The sequence below is a fragment of the uncultured Roseobacter sp. genome (genome assembly GCF_947495025.1).
Lineage (GTDB): Bacteria > Pseudomonadota > Alphaproteobacteria > Rhodobacterales > Rhodobacteraceae > Roseobacter.
In genome coordinates this window covers 308832-331407 of record NZ_CANLXG010000001.1, presented here as the reverse complement: position 1 = coordinate 331407, position 22576 = coordinate 308832, and the positions used below count along the sequence as shown (strand labels likewise).

The 22576-nt window shown below is 59.1% G+C and carries 25 protein-coding genes; 10 read left to right on the top strand and 15 right to left on the bottom strand.

Annotation, left to right across the window (positions count from 1 at the left end):
* Positions 1-98 precede the first annotated feature (98 nt).
* From Q0792_RS01605 to phoB, 6 genes are all read left to right on the top strand, one after another.
* A complete protein-coding gene (locus Q0792_RS01605; RefSeq protein ID WP_298835860.1) occupies positions 99-1139 on the top strand; it encodes a substrate-binding domain-containing protein in 1041 nt (346 codons plus the stop codon).
* A 104-nt stretch (positions 1140-1243) separates the two neighbouring features.
* On the top strand, positions 1244-2716 hold the full coding sequence (gene pstC, locus Q0792_RS01600) for a phosphate ABC transporter permease subunit PstC (RefSeq protein WP_298835859.1): 1473 nt from the start codon (positions 1244-1246) through the stop codon (positions 2714-2716).
* Positions 2713-4068 carry a phosphate ABC transporter permease PstA gene (gene pstA / locus Q0792_RS01595; RefSeq protein WP_298835858.1) on the top strand — a complete coding sequence of 452 codons (1356 nt, stop codon included), beginning with the start codon at positions 2713-2715 and terminating at the stop codon, positions 4066-4068. The genes pstC and pstA overlap by 4 nt, the downstream gene beginning before the upstream one ends.
* A 15-nt stretch (positions 4069-4083) precedes the next feature.
* A complete protein-coding gene (pstB, locus tag Q0792_RS01590; RefSeq protein WP_298835857.1) occupies positions 4084-4881 on the top strand; it encodes a phosphate ABC transporter ATP-binding protein PstB in 798 nt (265 codons plus the stop codon).
* A gap of 4 nt (positions 4882-4885) precedes the next feature.
* A complete protein-coding gene (gene phoU / locus Q0792_RS01585; RefSeq protein ID WP_298835856.1) occupies positions 4886-5593 on the top strand; it encodes a phosphate signaling complex protein PhoU in 708 nt (235 codons plus the stop codon).
* A gap of 5 nt (positions 5594-5598) precedes the next feature.
* Entirely contained in the window at positions 5599-6288 is a 690-nt protein-coding gene (phoB, locus tag Q0792_RS01580; RefSeq protein ID WP_298835855.1) for a phosphate regulon transcriptional regulator PhoB, read from the top strand.
* On the opposite strand, the gene Q0792_RS01575 is transcribed toward phoB, so the two are convergent.
* Positions 6289-7122, bottom strand: a complete 834-nt coding sequence (locus Q0792_RS01575; protein WP_298835854.1) for a 3-keto-5-aminohexanoate cleavage protein — start codon at positions 7120-7122, stop codon at positions 6289-6291. It lies immediately after the preceding gene.
* Positions 7123-7457: 335 nt separating this feature from the next.
* Here Q0792_RS01575 and Q0792_RS01570 point away from each other — a divergent pair, with 335 nt between their 5' ends.
* Both Q0792_RS01570 and aroQ read left to right on the top strand, forming a co-directional pair.
* Positions 7458-9182: a bifunctional sulfate adenylyltransferase/adenylylsulfate kinase gene (locus Q0792_RS01570; protein WP_298835853.1), complete on the top strand. Its 1725-nt coding sequence runs from the start codon at positions 7458-7460 to the stop codon at positions 9180-9182.
* A 195-nt stretch (positions 9183-9377) separates the two neighbouring features.
* Positions 9378-9815 (top strand): type II 3-dehydroquinate dehydratase, encoded by a 438-nt coding sequence (aroQ, locus tag Q0792_RS01565; protein ID WP_298835852.1) that lies wholly within the window; start codon positions 9378-9380, stop codon positions 9813-9815.
* Between the two features lie 93 nt (positions 9816-9908).
* Here the strand turns inward: aroQ and tsf are convergent, their stop codons facing one another.
* Together tsf and rpsB are read right to left on the bottom strand one after the other, a co-directional pair.
* Positions 9909-10784 (bottom strand): translation elongation factor Ts, encoded by an 876-nt coding sequence (gene tsf, locus Q0792_RS01560; protein ID WP_298835851.1) that lies wholly within the window; start codon positions 10782-10784, stop codon positions 9909-9911.
* A gap of 81 nt (positions 10785-10865) precedes the next feature.
* Entirely contained in the window at positions 10866-11663 is a 798-nt protein-coding gene (gene rpsB, locus Q0792_RS01555; protein WP_298835850.1) for a 30S ribosomal protein S2, read from the bottom strand.
* Between the two features lie 260 nt (positions 11664-11923).
* Here rpsB and Q0792_RS01550 point away from each other — a divergent pair, with 260 nt between their 5' ends.
* Positions 11924-12502, top strand: a complete 579-nt coding sequence (locus Q0792_RS01550; RefSeq protein ID WP_298835849.1) for a PA14 domain-containing protein — start codon at positions 11924-11926, stop codon at positions 12500-12502.
* Between the two features lie 15 nt (positions 12503-12517).
* Here the strand turns inward: Q0792_RS01550 and Q0792_RS01545 are convergent, their stop codons facing one another.
* From Q0792_RS01545 to Q0792_RS01535, 3 genes are all read right to left on the bottom strand, one after another.
* Positions 12518-13339 carry a 1-acyl-sn-glycerol-3-phosphate acyltransferase gene (locus tag Q0792_RS01545; protein ID WP_298835848.1) on the bottom strand — a complete coding sequence of 274 codons (822 nt, stop codon included), beginning with the start codon at positions 13337-13339 and terminating at the stop codon, positions 12518-12520.
* Positions 13336-14100 carry a GNAT family N-acyltransferase gene (locus Q0792_RS01540; RefSeq protein ID WP_298835847.1) on the bottom strand — a complete coding sequence of 255 codons (765 nt, stop codon included), beginning with the start codon at positions 14098-14100 and terminating at the stop codon, positions 13336-13338. Before Q0792_RS01540 ends, Q0792_RS01545 begins: the two co-directional genes overlap by 4 nt.
* Positions 14101-14229: 129 nt before the next feature.
* A complete protein-coding gene (locus Q0792_RS01535; protein WP_298835846.1) occupies positions 14230-14412 on the bottom strand; it encodes a DUF3553 domain-containing protein in 183 nt (60 codons plus the stop codon).
* A gap of 28 nt (positions 14413-14440) precedes the next feature.
* On the opposite strand from Q0792_RS01535, the gene Q0792_RS01530 reads away from it, so the two are divergent.
* Positions 14441-15037 (top strand): histidine phosphotransferase family protein, encoded by a 597-nt coding sequence (locus tag Q0792_RS01530; RefSeq protein ID WP_298835845.1) that lies wholly within the window; start codon positions 14441-14443, stop codon positions 15035-15037.
* 8 nt (positions 15038-15045) lie between these two features.
* Here the strand turns inward: Q0792_RS01530 and Q0792_RS01525 are convergent, their stop codons facing one another.
* From Q0792_RS01525 to Q0792_RS01485, 9 genes are all read right to left on the bottom strand, one after another.
* On the bottom strand, positions 15046-16311 hold the full coding sequence (locus tag Q0792_RS01525) for a glutamate-5-semialdehyde dehydrogenase (protein WP_298835844.1): 1266 nt from the start codon (positions 16309-16311) through the stop codon (positions 15046-15048).
* Between the two features lie 45 nt (positions 16312-16356).
* Entirely contained in the window at positions 16357-17481 is a 1125-nt protein-coding gene (proB, locus tag Q0792_RS01520) for a glutamate 5-kinase (RefSeq protein WP_298835843.1), read from the bottom strand.
* Positions 17469-18503 (bottom strand): GTPase ObgE, encoded by a 1035-nt coding sequence (obgE, locus tag Q0792_RS01515; protein ID WP_298835842.1) that lies wholly within the window; start codon positions 18501-18503, stop codon positions 17469-17471. The genes proB and obgE overlap by 13 nt, the downstream gene beginning before the upstream one ends.
* Before the next feature lie 35 nt (positions 18504-18538).
* Positions 18539-19075, bottom strand: a complete 537-nt coding sequence (locus tag Q0792_RS01510) for a GNAT family N-acetyltransferase (RefSeq protein ID WP_298838548.1) — start codon at positions 19073-19075, stop codon at positions 18539-18541.
* Positions 19076-19077: 2 nt separating this feature from the next.
* A complete protein-coding gene (locus Q0792_RS01505; RefSeq protein ID WP_298835841.1) occupies positions 19078-19680 on the bottom strand; it encodes a LysE family translocator in 603 nt (200 codons plus the stop codon).
* Positions 19681-19772: 92 nt separating this feature from the next.
* A complete protein-coding gene (gene rpmA, locus Q0792_RS01500) occupies positions 19773-20042 on the bottom strand; it encodes a 50S ribosomal protein L27 (protein ID WP_298835840.1) in 270 nt (89 codons plus the stop codon).
* A gap of 11 nt (positions 20043-20053) precedes the next feature.
* Positions 20054-20701 carry a 50S ribosomal protein L21 gene (locus tag Q0792_RS01495; RefSeq protein WP_298835839.1) on the bottom strand — a complete coding sequence of 216 codons (648 nt, stop codon included), beginning with the start codon at positions 20699-20701 and terminating at the stop codon, positions 20054-20056.
* Between the two features lie 187 nt (positions 20702-20888).
* Positions 20889-21701: a DUF2059 domain-containing protein gene (locus Q0792_RS01490; RefSeq protein ID WP_298835838.1), complete on the bottom strand. Its 813-nt coding sequence runs from the start codon at positions 21699-21701 to the stop codon at positions 20889-20891.
* 1 nt (position 21702) lies between these two features.
* A complete protein-coding gene (locus Q0792_RS01485) occupies positions 21703-22542 on the bottom strand; it encodes a DUF2059 domain-containing protein (RefSeq protein ID WP_298835837.1) in 840 nt (279 codons plus the stop codon).
* Positions 22543-22576 lie beyond the last annotated feature (34 nt).

Sequence of the window (22576 nt, the reverse complement as noted above, 5' to 3'; positions counted from 1 at the left end):
ACGCAACTGTCACAAAAGCATAGCGCGTGATCCTTAGGTCACGGGGCAGGGTCGCCATTGGGGGTGATCAGATTCGCGAAACCATGACAGGAGACACCATGTCGTTCGTAAAACTCACAACATCCGCGCTTGCTCTGGCCGCGCTGTCGGCCACAACCGCCGTCGCCCGGGATCAGGTTCAGGTCGCTGGTTCATCCACCGTGCTGCCCTATGCGTCTATTGTCGCGGAAGCCTTCGGCGAAAACTTTGACTTTCCGACACCGGTCGTCGAATCCGGCGGTTCCTCGGCGGGCCTCAAGCGCTTCTGCCAGGGCGTTGGAACCGAGCATACCGACATTGCCAATGCCTCCCGCGCGATCCGCGAGAAAGAAATCAAGGCATGTGCTGAAAACGGTGTGACAGACATCATCGAAGTCCGCATCGGATACGATGGTATCGTCTTTGCCAGCCAGTTCGATGGTCCGGCCTTCACCGCGTTCACGCAGTCCGACATCTTCAACGCTCTGGCCCCGAAAGTGATGGTAGACGGCGCGCTGGTCGATAACCCATACACCAGATGGTCTGATTTCAACGCAGACCTGCCAGATGCCGAAATCCTGGCCTTCATCCCCGGCACCAAGCACGGAACCCGCGAAGTGTTCGAGGAAAAAGTCATCGCGGCAGGCTGTGAAGCCACAGGTGCCATGGAAGCGATGATTGCCGGTGGCATGTCCGAAGACGATGCAGAAGATGCCTGCCTTGAGGTCCGCACAGATGGCCGCTCCGTGGACATCGACGGTGATTACACCGAGACCCTTGCATCCATTGACGCTAACGCCAACGCAATCGGTGTCTTTGGCCTGGCGTTCTACGAGAACAACACAGACAAGCTGAAAGTGGCAACAATGGCGGGTGTCGAGCCGACAACCGAATCCATCGCTGCCGGCGAGTACCCTGTGTCCCGCCCGCTGTATTTCTACATCAAGAAAGCGCACATCGGTGTCATCCCGGGCCTGAAGGAATTCGCCGAATTCTTCGTCGCCGACGAGATTGCCGGCCCCGATGGCCCGCTGGCGGAATACGGTCTGGTCTCTGACCCCGAACTGCTCGCCACGCAGGAAGCCGTTTTTGACGAAAAAGTCATGGGCGGCGGCAGCTGATCCTGACCCGGACGGTCTGAAAATCAATTCGCAACGGGCGGCAGAGGCCGCCCGGGGCAAACACCGGGGCCCCTGTCGGGCCCGACTGTTTCTTCGGGGGAACCATGCCTTTACTCTGGCTTTTGCTGCTGATCCTGGCGCTTTCTGTTGCAGGATTTGTTCTGGGCCGCGGGCGCGCTCTTGCCAGCGCTGGTGGCGACAGCAGGCTCCTGCACTCACTGCCTGTGTACTATGGGTCCAATGCCTTCATGAAATCTGTGGTGCCGGCATCTGGCCTGCTGATCCTGTGGATGCTGGTGCAGCCTCTTGTCCTTGAAAACCGCATATCGGGGATGATCCCGCAAAGCGAAATCGCTGAAGGCTCCAGCATGGGGCTGGTGATGTCAGAAGTCCGCCGCACGGCCGAAGGACTGGACAATGCGGTGGCTGCCGGTGCCATGCGTGCAGAGGATGCCTTTTCCCCCACGGCCGATACAGCCGGTATTACCCAGGCACTGAAAGACGCAGGTCAGGTTGTGACCAGCGAGATATCCCCCGCTATGCTGCGCGCTGCTCAGGCCTACCGGCAGATGAGCGCCAGCTCGGGTCTGCTGATGAGCATTGCCGTCCTTGTGGTGGCCGCTGCCGGAGCTGCATGGGGCATCCGGGAAAGCGGCCGCGACTTCCGGGCGCGCAATGTTGTGGAACAGGGCATCCTTGCCATTCTGATCGCCGCAGCCTCTGTCGCAATTCTCACAACCATCGGCATTATTCTGTCGCTTATCTTTAACACGGTTGAGTTCTTCAGGCTTTATCCTGCGGCTGACTTCTTTACCCTGCTGGAATGGGCACCGAGCTTTTCCGGGCGCGGCGGCGCGTCCAGCCTGGGCATTCTGCCGCTGCTCTGGGGCACCATCTATATCTCGATTGTGGCACTGCTGGTGGCCGTCCCGATCGGCCTCTTCTCGGCCATCTATCTGTCGGAATATGCGAGCGCCCGCGTGCGCGGTATCGCCAAGCCGCTGCTGGAAATTCTGGCGGGCATTCCAACCATCGTTTATGGCCTGTTTGCCCTGCTGACAATCGGCCCGATGCTGGTGTCCGTCTTTGGCAACGAGGGGCTTGGCTGGATGGGCGGCGGACGGTCCGTCATGACGGCGGGCATCGCGATGGGCATCATGCTGATCCCCTTTGTCAGCTCGCTGTCTGATGACATCATCAATGCCGTGCCACAGTCACTGCGTGACGGATCCTACGGCCTGGGTGCAACACGGTCCGAAACCATAAGACAGGTCGTGCTGCCCGCCGCACTGCCGGGAATCGTCGGCGCCATTCTGCTTGCGGCAAGCCGCGCAATTGGCGAGACGATGATCGTGGTGCTTGGGGCAGGGGCCGCAGCCCGACTGTCGCTCAACCCTTTTGAGGCGATGACCACGGTCACGGCCAAGATCGTTTCTCAGCTGACTGGCGACAGTGATTTCGCCTCGCCTGAGGCGCTCGTAGCCTTTGCCCTTGGGATCACGCTTTTTGTGCTGACCCTCGGCCTGAATGTCTTCGCCCTCTACATCGTGCGCAAATACCGGGAGCAGTACGAATGACCGATGCAACCACGCCTGTCACGCCCCGCAGCAAAAAATCTGTGTCGCTGACATCGCCAGATGCCCGTACCCAGAAGCGCAAGGCCGCCGAGGCCCGGTTCCGGATGTACGGCATCGCAGGCATCGCGACGGGCATCTTCTGTCTGATTGTTCTGCTGACGTCGATCCTCGCCAGTGGCACGGGCGCATTCCAGCAGACGTTCATCAGCGTGCAGGTCTATCTGGATCCGGCCAAGCTGGACAAAAAAGGCAACCGCGACCCTGCGGACATCGCAAAGGTGTCGACCTTCGGCTACACACCGCTGATCCAGCAGGCCGTTTTCGACGCGGTCCAGCAGGCCGGCATTGAGACGCCACTGACCAGAAGCAAGGACATGAAGGCACTGATCTCAGCCTCCGCAGCCGCGCAGGTGCGCGATGTCGTGATTGCCGATCCGACCCTGATTGGTGAAACCATCGGGTTCCGCATTCTGGCTTCCAGCCGCGTTGACGGCTACCTCAAGGACCGTGTCATGCGCGAGGATGTCGCGCGGGACAAGAATATTGATGCAGAACACCTTGATCTTGTCGATGCACTTGTGCCGCTCGGAATTGTCGAGAAGACCTTTAACATGGACTTCATCACCGGTGCTGACGCGTCTGAAAGCCGCGCAGAGGCCGCTGGCATCGGCGTCGCGATGATGGGGTCTTTCTTTATGATGCTGGTGGTACTGGTGCTGTCGTTGCCCATCGGTGTCGCCGCGTCGATCTATCTGGAAGAATTTGCCCCAAAGAACCGCTGGACTGACCTTATCGAGGTCAATATCGCCAACCTCGCCGCGGTCCCGTCCATTGTTTTTGGTATCCTGGGTCTCGCCGTTTTTATCCAGTTCATGCACCTGCCACAGTCCGCTCCGCTGGTTGGTGGTCTGGTGCTGACGCTGATGACCCTGCCAACAATTATCATCTCGACCCGTGCCTCTCTCAAGGCGGTTCCGCCGTCCATCCGGGACGCCGCGCTTGGGGTCGGTGCCTCGAAAATGCAGGCGGTCTTCCATCATGTGCTGCCCTTGGCCGCCCCGGGAATTCTGACCGGCACGATCATCGGCCTGGCACAGGCGCTGGGGGAAACGGCACCACTGCTGCTGATCGGCATGGTCGGATTTATCGCATCCAACGCGCCTGATGGCATTGCCAGTGGTCTGCTGGACCCGAACTCTGCAATGCCTGCACAGATCTACGAGTGGGCGAAACGCGCCGATCCGGCCTTTTACGAACGCGCCTGGGGTGGCATCATCATCCTGCTCGTGTTCCTGATTTCGATGAACACCCTTGCCGTCATCCTGCGCCGTCGTTTTGAACGCCGCTGGTAAGACAGGAGCCCGACCATGAACGATATGAGAATACTGGAGAGAGCCGTGGACACCAACGAGGTCAAGATCGCCGCAAAGGGCGTCCAGGTTTACTATGGCGATACACACGCCATCAAAGACGTTAACGTCGATATCCAGGACCGGACCGTGACAGCCTTCATTGGTCCGTCGGGTTGTGGAAAGTCGACTTTTCTGCGCTGTATCAACCGGATGAACGACACAATTGATATTGCGCGCGTCGAAGGTGACATCCGGATAGATGGCGAGGATATCTACGACAAGCGGGTGGATCCGGTGCAGCTGCGCGCCAAGGTCGGCATGGTGTTTCAGAAACCGAACCCCTTCCCAAAATCGATCTACGACAATGTGTCCTACGGGCCGCGCATACACGGGCTGGCTAAAAACAAAGCCGAACTCGACGATATCGTGGAACAGTCACTGCGCAGCGCGGCACTCTGGGACGAGGTCAAAGACCGGCTGAATGCGCCGGGCACGGGTTTGTCCGGCGGCCAGCAGCAACGGCTTTGCATCGCGCGCGCCGTTGCGACAGAACCTGAGGTTCTGCTGATGGATGAACCCTGTTCAGCGCTTGACCCGATCGCAACCGCTCAGGTCGAAGAGCTGATCGACGAGTTGCGCCAGAACTATTCCGTGGTCATCGTCACGCACTCCATGCAGCAGGCGGCGCGGGTCAGCCAGCGTACCGCATTCTTCCACCTTGGAAACCTGGTTGAATACGGAGAGACAGGGCAGATCTTTACCAACCCCGAAGACCCCCGCACAGAAAGTTACATCACAGGCCGGATCGGATAGAATGATGCAGGACCAACATATTGCCTCGGTTTTTGACCGCGATCTCGAAGCCATTCAGGCGCAGATTATGAAAATGGGTGGCCTGGTTGAGGCAGCGATCCGCGAAAGTGCGCAGTCCCTGGACACACGCGACGAGGAACTGGCCGAAAAAGTCCGCAAGTCCGACCGTGCAATTGATGATCTTGAGGAGATGATCAACGAAGAAGCGGCCCGGGTGATCGCCCTGCGCGCACCGATTGCGCGTGACCTTCGACTGATCCTCAGTGTCATTAAGATCAGCGCCAATCTGGAACGCATCGGCGACTATGCCAAGAACATGGCCAAACGAACCGGTGTTCTGGCCCAGATGGCGCCCGTGGATGACAGCACCGGCGCATTGCGGCGGATGTCGCGCGAGGTCGAGAAAATGCTCAAGGACGCCCTTGATGCCTATGTCCAGCGGGATGCAGAGCTTGCCACCAGCGTGATCATGCAGGACCGCGATGTAGATCAGATGTATAACGCGCTGTTCCGCGAATTCCTGACCTTTATGATGGAAGACCCCCGCAACATCACAGCCTGCATGCACCTCCATTTTATCGCAAAGAACGTCGAGCGCATGGGTGACCACGTCACGTCTATTGCCGAACAGGTCGTCTATCTGGTGACCGGCGAGCACCCCGAGGATGCACGCCCCAAAGCCGATAAAACGTCGCTGATAGCCGAAGGGTAGGGACCATGTCAGCCGATCAGCCGAGAGTACTGGTTGTTGAGGATGAGCCGGCGCAACGCGAGGTGCTGGCGTATAATCTCGAAGCGGAAGGCTTTGCGGTCAGCAGGGCCGAGGACGGTGAAGAGGCGCTGCTGCTCGTTGATGAGCATGCGCCGGATGTCATTGTTCTGGACTGGATGATGCCGAACCTGTCGGGCATCGAGGTCTGCAGGCGGCTCAAGATCCGCACAGAGACGCGCAATATTCCCGTGATCATGCTGTCGGCCCGATCCGAAGAGGTTGACCGGGTGCGGGGTCTCGAGACGGGTGCAGATGATTATGTCATCAAGCCCTATTCGGTGCTGGAACTGATGGCGCGCGTGCGCAGTCAGCTGCGCCGTGTACGGCCGGCCGCCACCGGTGAGCGTCTGGAATACGAAGACATTGTGCTCGACGCGACAAGTCACCGTGTCAGTCGTGGCGAGGATGAACTGCGCCTTGGGCCGACTGAGTTCCGGCTGTTGTCAACGTTCATGGAAAAGCCGGGCAGGGTATTCTCGCGCGAGCAGTTGCTGGACCGGGTCTGGGGGCGTGATATCTATGTCGATACGCGTACCGTTGACGTACATATCGGCCGGTTGCGCAAAGCGCTGACGCAACATGGCGGCAGCGACCCGCTCAGAACGGTCCGCGGGGCAGGCTACGCTCTGGGCTGATCATGCCGCCGGTCTCAGTCCGAGGATAGCGCGCGCCTGTTCCGGCGTTGCTACAGGGCGCTCATACTTGTCGCACAACGCCGCGGCGCGCCGTATCAGCGCGGCATTCGATGGCGCAAGAGTTTCGCGGTCCAGACGCACATTGTCTTCAAGACCGGCTCGCGTGTGGCCGCCGGCGGCAATGGCCCATTCATTGACCTCTATCTGCGCCGGACCGATCCCTGCCGCGCACCAGGCGGCGTCGGGCGCGCGTTTCCGGATCGTCTGTACATAAAAATCAAAGACTTCGCGGTCTGCAGGCATGGCGTTCTTCACACCCATCACGAACTGAACATAAAGGCGCCCGAACAGCCGGCCGGCATCATGCATCCGGATGGCGTGCAGAACGTGGCTGAGATCAAAGGCTTCGATCTCCGGAACAATCTCATAAGTCTGCATCTGCGAGGACAGCCATGCCACAAGGTCTGGTGGATTTTCGTAGACACGGGTTGGAAAATTGTTTGATCCGACCGAAAGCGAAGCCATATCCGGTCGCAATGGCAGCATACCGCCGCGTTCTTCGCCGGCACCCGACCGCCCGCCGGTTGAAAACTGAATGATCATGCCGGGGCAGTGTTTTTCCACACCCTCTTTGAGTGCCGCGAATTTTTCGGGATCTGACGATGGTGTTTCGTCCGCGTTTCGCACGTGCGCGTGACAGATGGCGGCACCTGCTTCATAGGCTTCCTGCGTACTTTCAACCTGCTCCTGCACCGAGATCGGCACCGCAGGATTGGCCGCTTTCGTCGGCACACTGCCCGTGATGGCGACGCACAGAATGCAGGGATCAGACATATTCGTTCCTTTTCACAATCACGCCGGGCGTTTTTTACCACGTCCCGGTCGGGCCGGTCCTGATGGCATTCTGAACGCCGGAACCCTAGCTGTGTCACGCCCGGCATATCAAGCCCCGGTTCACAAACCGGAACACTGCATCAGACAACAGATCAAAGCCCGACAGGAGCATCTTCCAAACAATAATCCGGCCAGAGACCGATCTTTTCCAAACTGGCTGCAATCAGGGCAGGGAACAAAAAAACAGTTGAAACCAGCCTGTTTCCGGCGTTTAAGCCCCCCTGAACAAGGCACGCAGCATCCTGCGCAATTTTCCAGTGACTGAAGAGACCATTATGAGCAGAGCCAATCTTGCACCTATTCCCGAACTGTATGTTTCCTACGATTCCGCTCAGAAGCTGAAGACGGAAGCGGCTGACCTCGTCAGCCATGATCTGACACCGCGTCAGATCTGTGACCTTGAACTCCTGATGAACGGTGGCTTCAATCCACTGCGCGGCTTCCTGTCAGAGGCGGATTATAACTCGGTCGTCGAGACCATGAGACTGGCAGACGGCGCGCTCTGGCCGATGCCGGTGACCCTGGACGTCTCAGAGGAATTTGCTGACGGCCTCAGCATCGGACAGGACATCGCCCTGCGTGACCAGGAGGGCGTGATCCTCGGAACCATGACGGTTACCGACCGCTGGACCCCGGACAAATCGCGCGAGGCCGAAAAAGTATTCGGTGCGGACGACGACGCACATCCGGCGGTAAACTATCTGCATAACACGGCCGGGAAAGTATACCTTGGCGGCCCGGTAACCGGCATCCAGCAGCCGGTGCACTATGACTTCAAAGCACGCCGTGACACACCAAATGAGATGCGCGCGTATTTCCGCAAGCTGGGATGGCGCAAAATCGTTGCTTTCCAGACGCGTAACCCGCTGCACCGTGCACACCAGGAACTGACGTTCCGTGCCGCACGCGAAGCCCAGGCTAACCTGCTGATTCACCCGGTTGTAGGCATGACAAAACCCGGTGATGTGGACCATTTCACCCGTGTCCGCTGCTATGAAGCAGTGCTCGACAAATACCCGGCCGCAACAACCTCAATGAGCCTGCTGAATCTCGCAATGCGTATGGCGGGCCCGCGCGAGGCTGTCTGGCATGGCCTGATCAGAAAAAACCACGGCTGTACGCACTTTATAGTTGGTCGCGATCATGCGGGTCCCGGTAAAAACTCAGCTGGCGACGATTTCTATGGTCCATACGATGCGCAGGAGCTGTTCCGCGCGCACCAGGAAGAAATGGGCATCGAAATGGTCGACTTCAAACACATGGTCTGGGTCGAAGACCGTGCGCAATATGAGCCGATGGACGAAATCGAAGACAAGGACAAAGTCACGATCCTGAACATCTCGGGCACAGAGCTGCGCCGACGCCTGCGTGAGGGCCTTGAGATCCCGGAATGGTTTTCTTTTCCGGCTGTTGTGAACGAACTGCGCCGGCGTTATCCGCCGCGGAACCAGCAGGGCTTTACCGTTTTCTTTACCGGGTTCTCCGGGTCGGGCAAGTCAACGATCGCGAACGCGCTGCTGACCAAACTCATGGAAATGGGCGGCCGTCCTGTGACACTGCTGGATGGCGATATTGTCCGTAAGAACCTCAGCTCTGAGCTTGGCTTTTCCAAGGAGCACCGCGACCTCAATATCCGGCGTATCGGCTATGTTGCCTCTGAGATTACCAAAAACGGCGGCATCGCCATCTGTGCGCCAATTGCGCCTTATGCCACGACACGTCGGGCAGTGCGCGAAGATGTCGAGCAGTTCGGTGCCTTTATCGAAGTGCATGTCGCGACGACCATCGAGGAATGCGAACGCCGGGACCGCAAAGGGCTCTACAAGCTGGCGCGTGAAGGCAAGATCAAAGAGTTCACCGGCATCTCGGATCCATACGATGTCCCTGAAAACCCCGAGCTGCGGGTCGAGACCGAAAATGTTGATGTAGACAACTGTGCGCATCAGGTTCTGCTGAAACTGGAGAGCATGGGGCTGATATCTGCGACCGGCGGGTTCTGAGGTTTACCAGCTTTTTCATTAGATTACTGATGTCTGTGCCGTCAGATATATTTACATAATACAGATTATACACTTTAGTACAGTGTCACTCAGAGGCCGCGGTTGCGGCCTTTGTCGTTTCTGACACTGTGCCCCGCTGGACAGAACGCACCACGACTGACTATGCAAAGACCAAGCAAACTGAGAGCAACTGAAATGACATCTGTTCTGATCCTGAATGGCCCGAACCTGAACCTGCTTGGCACACGGCAGCCAGAAGTTTACGGAACGACCACGCTCGCCGACATTGAGGCCCGCTGCAAAAAACACGCGGAAGCTATTGGAACAGAAGTAGAATTTTTCCAATCCAACCACGAAGGTGTTCTGGTCGACAGCATCCACGCGGCGCGTGGTACACATGATGGCATCATCCTGAACGCAGGTGCCTATACACACACCTCCATCGCGCTGATGGACGCCCTCGCCTCTGTGGAACTGCCAGCCATCGAACTGCATCTGAGCAACGTGCACGCCCGCGAGGATTTCCGGCACAGGTCTTATATTGCAAAAGTTGCGCTGGGGATTATCTGCGGTTTTGGCGCGGACGGCTATCTGCTGGCGATGGATGCGATGAAACAGCATCTTTCCGGTTAACTTTAATAGTCTACCATAAATTATTGATTAAAATAAAAAAAGAGCGCCATAAGCGCTCTTTTCTCCGTGTGAATTCTGCCGGATGGCAGGAACTCAGCCTTTGGCTGCTTTCGCAACTTCGGCAGCAAAGTCTTCCTTGACCACCTCGATGCCTTCGCCGACTTCAAGCCGGACGAAACCAGTGATTGTCGCACCCGCTTCTTTGGCCGCGTCACCTACTGTGAGGTCAGGGTTCACAACAAACGCCTGGTTCAGCAGTGTGACTTCGGACATGTACTTTTTCATACGACCGATGATCATCTTTTCGATAACCTGCTCGGGCTTGCCGGATTCGCGGGCGATGTCCATCTGTACCTGCTTCTCTTTCTCGACCACAGCCGGATCGAGATCGTCCTCAGACAGCGACGCCGGGTTCACAGCAGCGATGTGCATTGCGACCTGTTTGCCAAACGCTTCGTCACCACCGTTCAGGCCGACCAGAACACCGATCTTGCCCATTCCGGGTGCCGCTGCGTTGTGCACATACGAAACCACTGCATCTGCATCGATGGCGGACATCCGGCGAACCGACATGTTTTCGCCAATGACCGCAACAGCGTCGGTCACCGTCTGTTCGACAGTTTTGCCGCCCATGTCCGCCGCTTTGAGGGCCTCAACGTCTGCGACGCCCATGGCAACATCCGCAATGCCGGAAACCATTTTCTGGAAGTCCGCGTTTTTACCAACGAAGTCGGTTTCGGAGTTCACCTCAACAGCAACCCCGTGACCGCCGCTCACTTTAACCGCAACAAGGCCTTCTGCCGCTGTACGGCCGGATTTCTTGGCCGCCTTGGCCAGACCTTTGGTGCGCAGCCAGTCAACAGCGGCTTCCATATCGCCATTGTTCTCTGTCAGCGCTTTTTTCGCGTCCATCATGCCTGCGCCCGTGCTGTCGCGCAGTTCCTTGACCATAGATGCTGTAATCGCCATCTCAGGTTCTCCTTTAAACGTGATAGGTTCCGGGGCAGGTCATCCCTGCCCCGTATGTCATGCATGTGACTGCGCCGCGCCTCAGACTTCGGCGGGTGTCTCAGCAGCGGCTTCAGCGGGTGCCTCTTCGGCAACGGCTTCTTCCACAGGCGCTTCTTCCATTGCGCCAAGGTCTACACCGGCCGCGCCCAGCTGAGCGGACATACCGTCAAGAGCCGCACGCGCTGCGAGATCGCAATAGAGCGAGATCGCGCGCGCCGCGTCATCGTTACCCGGAATGATATAGTCAATGCCATCAGGTGCGCAGTTGGTGTCGACAACGGCCACAACCGGGATACCCAGCTTGTTTGCTTCGGCCACGGCCAGCGCTTCTTTTTTCACGTCAATGACGAACAGCAGGTCCGGACGACCGCCCATTTCGCGGATACCACCCAGCGATGCCTGCAGTTTGCCCTGGTCACGCTCCATGCCCAGGCGCTCTTTTTTGGTCAGGCCGGCAAAGCCGTTCTCTGCCTGCTCGTCGATGCCCTTCAGACGGTTGATCGACTGGGACACAGTCTGCCAGTTGGTCAGCGTGCCACCGAGCCAGCGGTGGTTCATATAATACTGTGCGCATTTCTCTGCGGCATCGGCGATCGGCTGCTGGGCCTGACGCTTGGTGCCGACGAAGAGAATGCTGCCGCCTTTGGCGACGGTTTCACGGATAACATTCAGTGCCGCGTCCAGCATGGGAACGGTCTGTGTCAGGTCCATGATGTGGATGCCGTTGCGCGCGCCGTAGATGAACGGACCCATACGGGGGTTCCAGCGCTGCGTCTGGTGGCCGAAGTGAACGCCTGCTTCAAGCAGCTGGCGCATGGTGAACTCTGGAAGAGCCATGTGCGTATACCTTTCCGGTTTTATCCTCGGCGGGGGCATGACAGCTTGCTGCCAACCGGCGGACCTCAGGGGATGTCTCTCCCATTGGCCCAAACCCCGCCTGCGGGTTTCAGTGAGCGCCGTATAGGCCAGCCTGACCGTTGCTGCAAGCCCCGAATGACCTTCCACCACCCCTCCCCTTGCCAGCAGGCAAACTGCCCCCTTAAAGTACTCCGGGAAAGGACCGCACAGACGGTCTGACATGAAAACCGGGAGTAATCATGAACAACACGACAAGAGCCGCCGTACTGGTGGCAATGCTGACATTACCGGGCACGCTTGTGGCCGAAGTCCTGAGCCTCACACCTGCTGATCCGCAGCCCAGTGCGGGATCGCTTCAGTCCGGTCTGGCAGTTACATATTCCTACCCCAGCGATGTGCGCACAGTTCGAGACGCCAAAAACGCACTCAAACGCCGCTCAGAGCAGGGTCCGCCGCTGCAAGGTCTGTCGTACGAGGACAACAAAGAAGGCGAACCGATGATGACGGCGAAAAAGCCGATGAAGGTCGCGGCGGCAATCACCGGGTATATCAAATTCGATGCTGCGGGGACCTATACGCTGGATTTTCTGAACAACGACGGGCTTGAGCTGTTCATCGGCGGTCAGCTTGTGGCCGACTATGACGAAGTGCATGCCTGCGGATATGCCGGAGAGACTGAGGTAGATGTACCGAAGGCCGGATATTATGCGCTTGAAGCCACCTATTTCCAGCGTAAGGGTACGGCCTGTCTGATGATGGAATGGGGCCCTGACAGCGACGGGCTGGAACAGGTTCCCGACAGCGCGTTCTTCCACTGACACCCCTGTGGGCGCTCACCCCGGGTGGGCGCTCCTTACGGCTTTCTCACAGGCAGCGGCCAGCGATTTGCGGTCGCTGAAGCTGTGTACAGCCATAGGTGGATGACAGATAATCTCTGCCTGCCCGCCAGCCCCAAAAGCCAGAACGGTCAGAAAATGACCGCCAAAGGTCATGTCACCCCACCAGCCGAAAAACCGCGGATCCTGACCGGTTGGGGCATGATACACCAGTGTCACAGGCTGCACGGAAAGCGTCTCGCGCAGACCTTCGGCGAAAAAGGCGGCAAACAGGCTGGTTTTAAATGGCAGCACGTGCTGGCCATCACTGCTGGTGCCCTCGGGGAAAAACAACAGCCGGTGCCCCGCTGACAGACGTGACCGGAACAGTTCGGCCTGACGACCGGCCTGCGACCGGTTCCGTTCGATAAAAACCGTACCTGTCGCGCGCGCGAGCCATCCAATGCCCGGCCAGCCGGCCACCTCTGCCTTGGATACAAAATAAATGCGTTTGACGGCATTCAGCACAAAGATGTCCAGCCAGCTCGAGTGGTTTGTCACAACGGCGCCCTGCCCCTGCCTGACCTCGCCCGAAACGCGCAGCCTGATGCCAAGAATGCGCAGGGCACTGCGACACACAAAGACAGTGATATGCGGCGTTACGGGGCGCTTTGCGCCACAAAGTGGCCGCTCGGCCAGGCGCAGAAGCAACATCAGAAGCAATCCGCCCAGAACCAGCACCAGCAAAGGCACCCCCCGGAGAATGATACGGGCCCAGCCGGCCATACCCGGCGGCGGCAGATCGGGGGGTGGTGCCTCTCCGTACCAGGTGGGTGTCATGCACCACCACCCTGGTAAAGCCTGGCCTGGCGGTCGTTCATCCGTGCCGTATCGAGAATCAGGCAGACATCAGTCGTGTTGAAAGCATGATCAATAAAGGCCCCCTCGCCCACGAATCCGCCCAGACGAAGATAGGCCTTGATCAGTGACGGCACCCGGACCATCGCCCGCCGCCGGTCGAGCTGATCCTCGGGCACAAGATCCATGCGCTGGAATGCCCCGGGCTGGGCGCGGGCGCGCAGTTCAGGCGGCGCCAGATGCCTGTGATGCAACAGCGACAGCGGCTCTGCCAGATCTGCGACCGCCGTGCCGTGGAAGCTGGCCACACCGAACAGAACTTCCACGCTGTGATCCGCGATGTAAGCTGCAAGACCGCTCCAGAGATGATACATCGCCATACCACCACGATACTCGCGGTGCAGACAGGACCGGCCCAGCTCCAGCACCTTGCGCCCGGACCCCAGCAGAACAGACAGGTCATACTCGTCTTCGCTGTAAAACTGGCCGGCAGCACGCGCCTGATCTTCGCGCATCACCCGATATACACCCGCAATCCGTCCACGGCTGTGATCGGTAAGGATCAGATGGTCAAAGAACGGATCGAACCTGTCCCGCTCCAGACGGGCGTCATGATCCACCAGCGGACCACCCCCGCCGAGTTCCTCAACAAAGACGTCATACCGCAGTCTCTGCGCGGCCAGGAGTTCTTCCTCTGACGCGGCGAGCCGGACCGAAAATCTTGGCGCGGTACTGTCGGTCATATCGGCGTTAACATCCAGGAACGGTTGAGGACTGGAATTTTCATAAGGAATTCAGAACACCTGCGCAACGTGACACAGTGGCACCGGTTTACAATCAGACCTTGCGCGTTAACCATTTGGAAAGGATGTTCAGCCATCAAAGACGGGGATCAGAGCAATACGGGCGCTATCAATGACGACCTTACCTTCGTCACGGAAATTTACGGTCACCCGACCGCCGATGTTGCTTTGCACCTGTCCGGTGCCCCAGTCAGGCTGGTCGGGATGACGTACAAGCATACCGGGCGACAGAATTGCATTGAGATCTTCCATGACACCCCACCCCTACAGGAGACAACAGATGGGCAAAAGTGACGTTAATCTCGCCGCACTGATCGGCAGCCGCATCTGTCATGACCTGATATCGCCTATCGGCGCAATCAACAACGGTCTGGAACTGCTGGGGATGGCCGGCGGGGACACCGGACCGGAAATGGACCTCATTCAGGAGAGCGTTGGCAACGCCAGCGCCCGCATCCGGTTTTTCCGCATCGCCTTTGGTGCAGCAGGTGAACAGATGATGGGCCGGGCTGAGGTTGTCTCGATATTGCGAGACCTGATGGAGGGCGCGCGACTGACCGTCGCCTGGGGTCCGATGGACGCCCAGCCCCGCGCTGAGGTACGCATGGCGTTTCTCGCGCTGCTCTGCGTAGAAGCGGCCATGCCCTATGGCGGACGGATTGAAATCAGTGTCGACGGCGGCAACTGGACGCTGCACGGACGCGCAGACAAGCTCAATATTGATCAGCCTCTCTGGAATATCCTGGCAACAAAGGATGCGCCCTCTGACCTGCGGCCCGCGCAGGTGCAGTTCGCCCTGCTGCCACTGGTCGCAGCCGATGCCAGCCGTCGCGTAACGACCGAGATTGCAGTGGAAGACATCAGACTGAAGTTCTGAGGCACCTCTCAGCCCCGGACCGTTCCCTCGCCTTTGACCAGGTATTTGAAGCTGGTCAGCTGCGCTGCTCCCACAGGGCCCCGCGCATGCATCTTGCCCGTGGCGATACCGATCTCGGCGCCCATGCCGAATTCACCACCATCGGCAAACTGCGTCGATGCATTGTGCATCAGAATGGCAGAGTCGAGTTCCGTCAGGAAACGAGTGGCAGTCTGTTCGTCTTCGGTCAGGATACAGTCCGTATGGTTCGAGCCGTGTTTGCGGATATGTGCCATGGCTTCATCAACATCCGCGACTGTACGGGCGGCAATGATCATGTCCAGGTACTCCTGCCCCCAGTCTTCCTCTGTCGCCGCACGGGTTCCCTCGACCGCACTCAGCGTTTCATCCGCGCGCACCTCGACGCCCGCATCCATCAGTGCCTGCAACAACCCGCGGCCCACAGTCAGGGCGATGTCGCGGTGGATCAGCAGGCATTCGGCCGCACCACAGATACCGGTGCGCCGCGTTTTCGCGTTCAGCACCACGCGCAGAACCTTTTCGGGATCAGCAGCAGCGTCCACATAGATGTGCACGATCCCTTCGAGGTGCGCGAAAACCGGCACCCGGGCCTCGCGCTGCACAAGCCCGACAAGACCTTTGCCGCCGCGCGGAACGATCACATCGATTGTATCCGTCATTGTCAGCATCTCGCTTACAGCACCACGGTCTCTCGTCGGCACCAGCTGGATTGCATCTTCGGGCAGGTCCGCATCCCGCAGTCCCTGCACCAGACACCCATGAAGTGCGGCAGACGAATGAAAACTCTCGGAACCGCCGCGTAAAATGACCGCGTTCCCGGCCTTCAGACAAAGCGCACCGGCGTCCGCTGTAACGTTCGGGCGACTTTCATAGATCACGCCGATCACGCCGAGCGGCGTGCGCACCCGCTGGATATGCAGGCCGCTGGGCTGCGTCCACTCGGCGATGACCTCGCCCACCGGATCTGCCTGCGCCGCAACCGCACGCAAACCCCCGGCAATCGCATCGATGCGGTCATCGGTCAGCAACAACCGGTCCATCATTGCGTCCGTCAGCCCCTTGTCGCGGCCATAGGCCATATCCTGCGCATTTGCCGCAAGAATATCTGCCCGGCCCGCCTGAACATGCTTTGCTGCAGCCTCAAGCGCTGCGCGTCGCTGCGCAGCCGGCGTCGATCCGAGTATTGCCGAAGCGGCTTTCGCGCGTTGCCCGATCTCAGCCATCAGCGCGGGGATATTGTCCATGTCTTTCATAGTCCTGTGCCTTCTCCGGCGGTCAGTTCGGTGGCGTCTGATGCATCACGCATCTGTCACAGCCTGCAGCGCCATATCATCTCTGTGCACCAGCGCGGCCCGCGCAGGATAGCCCAGTATACTCTCAATTTCATGTGATTTCCGGCCAGAGATCAGCCGTGCCTCATCTGCGGTATAGCGGACCAGCCCCTGCCCCATGACGTGGCCGGCGCGATCCGTGATCGCAACCGGATCACCGCGTCCGAACGTGCCGGACACGCCCGTCACGCCCGCCGCCAGCAGGCTTTTGCCGCCCTGCAAAGCACGGATCGCGCCATCGTCCAGGGCCACACTGCCGCGGGGCTTCATCGCTGCAATCCAGCCTTTACGCGCGGCCTGCGGATCGGTCACAGCCGAAAACCACGTTGCGTTTGCACCATTTTCCAGAGATTTCAGCGGGTTAAAGGCCGAACCTTCTGTGATTGCCATTGCGCAGCCGGCAGCGGTTGCGGTTCTGGCCGCCATGACCTTGGTTTTCATCCCCCCCTTGGACAACCCTGAACCCGCATCTCCGGCCATGGCCTCGATGTCGCCCGTTATCCGGTCGATGACATCAAAACGCTGCGCCGTCGGATCCTCGGCCGGATTTGCAGAGTAAAATCCGTCCACGTCAGACAAAAGGATCAACTGATCCGCACCAACAGTCACGGCAATCTGGGCAGCCAGCCGGTCGTTGTCACCAAACCTGATTTCGTCTGTCGCGGTTGTGTCGTTTTCGTTTACGATCGGGACGACACCCATCGAGAGCAGCTGTTCAAGGGTTGCGCGACTGTTCAGATAACGCCGCCGGTCGGCGCTGTCTTCCAGCGTGACAAGCACCTGAGCTGTTGTAATACCATGCGGGGCAAGCACTTCCTCATAGGCGCGCGCAAGACGGATCTGACCGACAGCGGCGGCGGCCTGGGATTGCTCAAGAGCAAGTTCAGTCCCCGGCAGCCCCAGCACTCCGCGCCCCAGCGCAATCGATCCGGAAGATACAAGAACCACCTGACACCCCTGCTCCCGCAGCCAGGCCACGTCTTCGGCAAGCGAAGCAAGCCAGTCCTGTCGCAGCGTGCCAGTATTCCGGTCCACAAGCAGTGCAGACCCGATTTTAGCAACCAGACGCCGCGCGGTCGTCAGGGACGCCATGGTTCGGCCTCCCCGACCGGCCGATGGCGCAGGCGATCATCGTCGATCTGCCCGCGCAGCGTACGCAGCACTTCGGTGAGGCCCTCGCGTGCGACACCGGACATCATCATGACAGGACCGCCGCAGGCTTTCTCCAGTTCATTGCGGGCTGCAAGCCGTTCGTCTTCGTCCAGGGCATCGATTTTGTTCAGCACCGTAACCCGGGGTTTTTCCGCAAGATCTCCACCGTAAGCCTCGAGCTCGCCGATGATCGTGGCATAGTCCTCAGCGACCGTTTCCGAGGTGCCGTCGATCAGATGAAGCAGCACCGCGCAGCGTTCGACATGTCCGAGAAACAGATCTCCGAGGCCGCGACCTTCTGATGCCCCCTCAATCAGACCCGGAATATCGGCAACCACAAATTCTGTGTTGTCGACACCCACAACGCCGAGATTCGGATGCAGTGTCGTAAAGGGATAATCTGCGATTTTGGGGCGCGCATTCGATGTCGCCGCAAGGAACGTGGACTTGCCCGCATTGGGCAGCCCCAGCAGACCGACATCAGCAATCAGCTTGAGACGCAGCCAGAGGGTCCGCTCGACCCCGTCCTGACCCGGGTTGGCCCGCCGCGGCGCCTGGTTGGTCGCGGACTTGAAATGCAGGTTCCCAAAGCCGCCGTTGCCGCCGCGCGCCAGCTGCACGCGCTGGCCCACTTCGGTCAGATCGGTGATCACCGTTTCCTGATCCTCGTCCAGGATTTCAGTGCCGACCGGCACCCGCAGCACAATATCGTCGCCGTCCTTGCCTGTGCGCTGCCGCCCCATGCCTGGCTGGCCGTTTTTGGCGAAAAAGTGCTGCTGATAGCGAAAATCAATCAGCGTGTTCAGCCCTTCGACGGCCTCCGCCCAGACCGATCCACCGGTGCCGCCATCGCCCCCGTCCGGACCGCCATATTCAATGTATTTCTCGCGACGAAAGCTGACGCAGCCGCCCCCGCCCGCGCCGGAACGGATATAAACTTTGCACAGATCGAGAAATTTCATGTCTGTTTCCTAGCGTGCGCGGGCCTCGGCCTCAATCACAGTTTTCGCGTATATGTCCAGGTGGGAACCGTTGTATCGCGCGCCAGCGAAAAGCTCTCTGCATCGCCCAGATACTCAAAACCGCAGTGGGTCAGCACCCGCGCGGACGCCGGATTGTCCTGAAAAACACTGGCAAACATCGTCTTGTTCTGCATCGGGTTTGCATCAACCAGCGCCTGAACAGCATCAGATGCAAGACCGGTGTTCCAGTAAGGTGGCGCCACCCAGTAGCCGACCTCGGACTGTTCGCGGTCCATCCGCTCCAGCGAGATAAGGCCCATCAGTTCGGACGCCCCCGCTTTGGTGCCATCCATCGCCCAGATATCCTCGTCGCGCTCGTCTGCCATCGCACGGGTGACAAAAGCCTCGGTCATACCGGGCGGAACCGGGTGCGGGATAGAGGTCGTCATGCGGGCAACGCGTTCATCGCCGCCGTAAAGCTCGATCAGCCCCATATCAGACCGGCGCAGCGGACGCAGGTCAAAGCGCTCCGTCTCGATCACGGCCTGCACCGGTATCTTTTTCAGTTCCATCGTCATGTCCCTCCTCCGAACAGTACGAACAGGACAGAAGCGACGGTCAACGCCGCAAGTGTCCACATAAGATAGGGTTCCGCACGCGTTCCTGCTACGGTGCGCGCGATCGCATCACCGGCAAGTGTCCACATGGGATGCAGCAACAGCTGACAGGCCAGCAGTACCGCAGCAATGGTTGCTGTTGCCTCAAGAGAAGGCGTTCCCGGGGCCACAAAGGCGGTGAAACCACCAATGATCATCGCCCAGGCCTTGGGATTCAGCGGGTGAACGATCAGCCCTGCGGCAAATCCCGGCGCTGACCCCTCTGCGCGCGATGTGCCAAGGCGCAGGTTCGCGACCTTCCAGGCAAGCCAGATAATGTAAGCGGCAGATGCAAATCTCAGGAGCGTAAAAACGGCGGGCGCGCGTTCTGCGAGCTCCATCAGGCCGAACCCGACGGGCCATATCACCAGTTGCTTGCCCAGGGCCACCCCCAGCACAAACGGCAGCGCCGCCCGGATACCAAAGCGCGCACCGGTTGCCATCAGGGCCATATTGGCAGGCCCCGGTGTGCCGACCTGGCTGGCGGCGAAAATGGCGAAACTGGTCACGGCAACCGACATGGTTTCTGTCCTGCAAAGGCCTTCTGGCAAAAGAAAAGGGGACCGGCGGTATCGCCGATCCCCCTGAGTGTGTCATGTCCCTGAGGAAGGGCTTATTCCGCGGCCTCCGCCACCGGCAGAACGGAAATAAACGTACGGTTTTTCAGTCCCTTGTGGAACTTTACCGCGCCGTCGACTGTTGCAAAAATCGTGTGATCCTTGCCCATGCCAACGCCTTCGCCCGGCCAGAATTTTGTGCCGCGCTGACGTACGATGATGTTTCCGGGGATCACCTGCTGACCACCGTAGAGTTTCACGCCAAGACGGCGACCCGCTGAGTCGCGGCCGTTCCGGGATGAACCACCTGCTTTTTTATGTGCCATCTGGTCTCTCCTTAGCCTTTAGCCAGTTCTTTGGCCTGTTCGATCCAGCCTTCACGCTCGATCCGGCCTTTGAACGACAGTTGCTCGTCCATAGCAGCAACGTCCGCGTCGGTCCATGCTGCGATCTGGGCGAATGTTGTGACACCGGCCGCGACCAGCTTCTTCTCCAGCGCCGGGCCAACGCCTGACAGCTGTTTGAGATCGTCTGCGCCGGCAGCGGCTTTGGGCGCCTCTGCTTTTGCTTCGGCTTTCCTCGGGGCTGCTTTTTTGGGTGCTGCGGCTGTCACGGCCGTCGCGGACACCGAACCTGCACCCATTGCTGCCTTTACGCCGGACTTTTCAGCACCGGAGGCCAGAATATCGGTCACTTTGATCAGCGTCAGCTTCTGACGGTGACCCTTGGTGCGCTTGGAAGAGTGCTTCCGGCGGCGCTTGACGAAGTTGATGACCTTCTCGCCCTTGACCTGATCGACGACCTCGGCCTGAACGCCGGCGTCTTTCACGAAGGGCGCGCCAACGACGGTTTTGTCACCGCCGAGCATCAGAACTTCGTTGAACTGAACTGTTTCGCCAGCGTCAGCTGCAAGTTTCTCAACACGGAGCATATCTCCGGACTGAACCTTGTACTGCTTGCCGCCGGTCTTAAGAACCGCAAACATGCGTTTTTCCTTTTCTTTGCCGCGTCCTGTGGTCCCCGTTTCCGGGTGTTCCGGCCTGATGGCCACCTCGAACAGCGCATCCCGTTTCAGGATGTACATTGATACCGCAGCGGACCGTCGCAACGGACCCGTCTGAGTGAAGCCGCCAGATGCACCAGCGGCAGCGCTTTGTCAAGCGTTGCGTTGGTCAGATGTCGTTGCCCGCGGCACTGAGCGCAACAGCGCGTCCCAGCGCATACGAAATTTCACCGAAGACCGTGTCAAATCCGGCAAACAGGGCAGAATTAAGCGCTTTTCCCGCATCTGTTGTGGAGAATGCGATATAGGCTTTCAGATCGTCCGTGCCGACCGGCTGATAGGCCATCAGAAGAAACGCACCCAGCCAGCTTTCCGTGTCAGCCTCGATCTCGTCCCGCTGCGCGTAGACATCGGCAAGCATCTGATCCTGGGACTGAACCAGCAGACCACCGTCAGACAGCCCCAGAAGGAACTGATAGTTCGATGTCATCGTCCCCGAAACATTTCGTTCCACCAGATCGAGATCCTCCATATAGGCCCCCACCTGCACGACTTTCGGATCACCCGCATCGACGCTTTGCTCCCATGCCTCTCTTGCGGCCTGCTCAACCGCCGGATCAGACATCGCGGCACGGGCAGCATTTTCAAGAGCCACGATCCGGCCACCGGCGTCGGACGAGAACCAGCTGATCGCAGCATCTTTTTCCGCGTCGGTCAGACCGGTCGCCAGCGCCGTCCGCAAACGCTCGTCCATACGCTGGCTGTCATAAATGCGGTCGACCTGTTCCGTCAGAAAAGCGCCGCCCTGCCCGCCCAGCATATCGGCATCCAGTTCACCGGCGTATTCCAGTCCCTCACGGCGCAGGATGGCCGTGACCTCGCTCACTTTCAGCAGGTCCATCAGAACCGTCAGCCTGGCATCCGCCCAGGCCGGTGCCGCACCGATCAGCAATGCCAGCGAAAGGATCGCGCCGCGCAGCATGTCAGAGTTCCTGATCAGGCTGCAGTCCGCGCATTCTGCTGGCCAGTGCCTCATAGCGTCCGGCCATGATCTCGAACTGTACAGCATTCATCAGCTGATAGACCGTCTGCATGGTCGGATGCTCGAGCGCATCAGCATACGCACTGATCTCCTCATCCGAGAACGCCTGATAGGTATAGGCAGACCCGGACAGTGCCGAAAGCTGCAGACTGCGCCGCAGTTCGCCCTCCTGCCGCTCCAGATTTTCACGCAGATCGGATTCGTCCATCTGCAGCTCGATCACACCAGCCACAGCGGCTGCCATGAGAAACCGCACCTGAACTTCGTGGATCGCATGCACAGAGGCATCCTCAGACCCGGTTGCGGCGTTCAGCCGCTTGATTTCCTCCAGACGTGGCGAGCCGATACGGACCAGTCCTGCAACAATGGCTTCGCCTGCCTCCTGCTTGAGCCCGTCATCCTCCGCGAGGTGCGAGGCATTTTCGACCTCGACCAGACGCTGCCCGAAATCTGACGCATAGAATTCGACCGCATGGTTCAGCATATCGTCATCCAGCGTCTGGGACAGAATGCTGATCGCTTCGTCATGCATGACCTCTGTGTCAAACACATCATCTGCAAGCTGGGTCCAGCGGGTTCCGAAAGCCCCTTCCTCAAGGCCCAGCATCAGTGGCGCGCTTTCGGCGGTCAGACGGATACTTTCCAGCGCCACATCAAAACCCGTAACCTCCAGAAAGGCCTCAAGCCGTTCTGTGTCCTGCACGGCTGCGTTCAGCGTACTGCCGAGCGCCATTGCAGTCATCACAAGCGCCGCAAAGCCGGCGCGCAGAGAAGACGTCATGTTCGATACCTCATTTGCCCGTTTGAACGGAAGG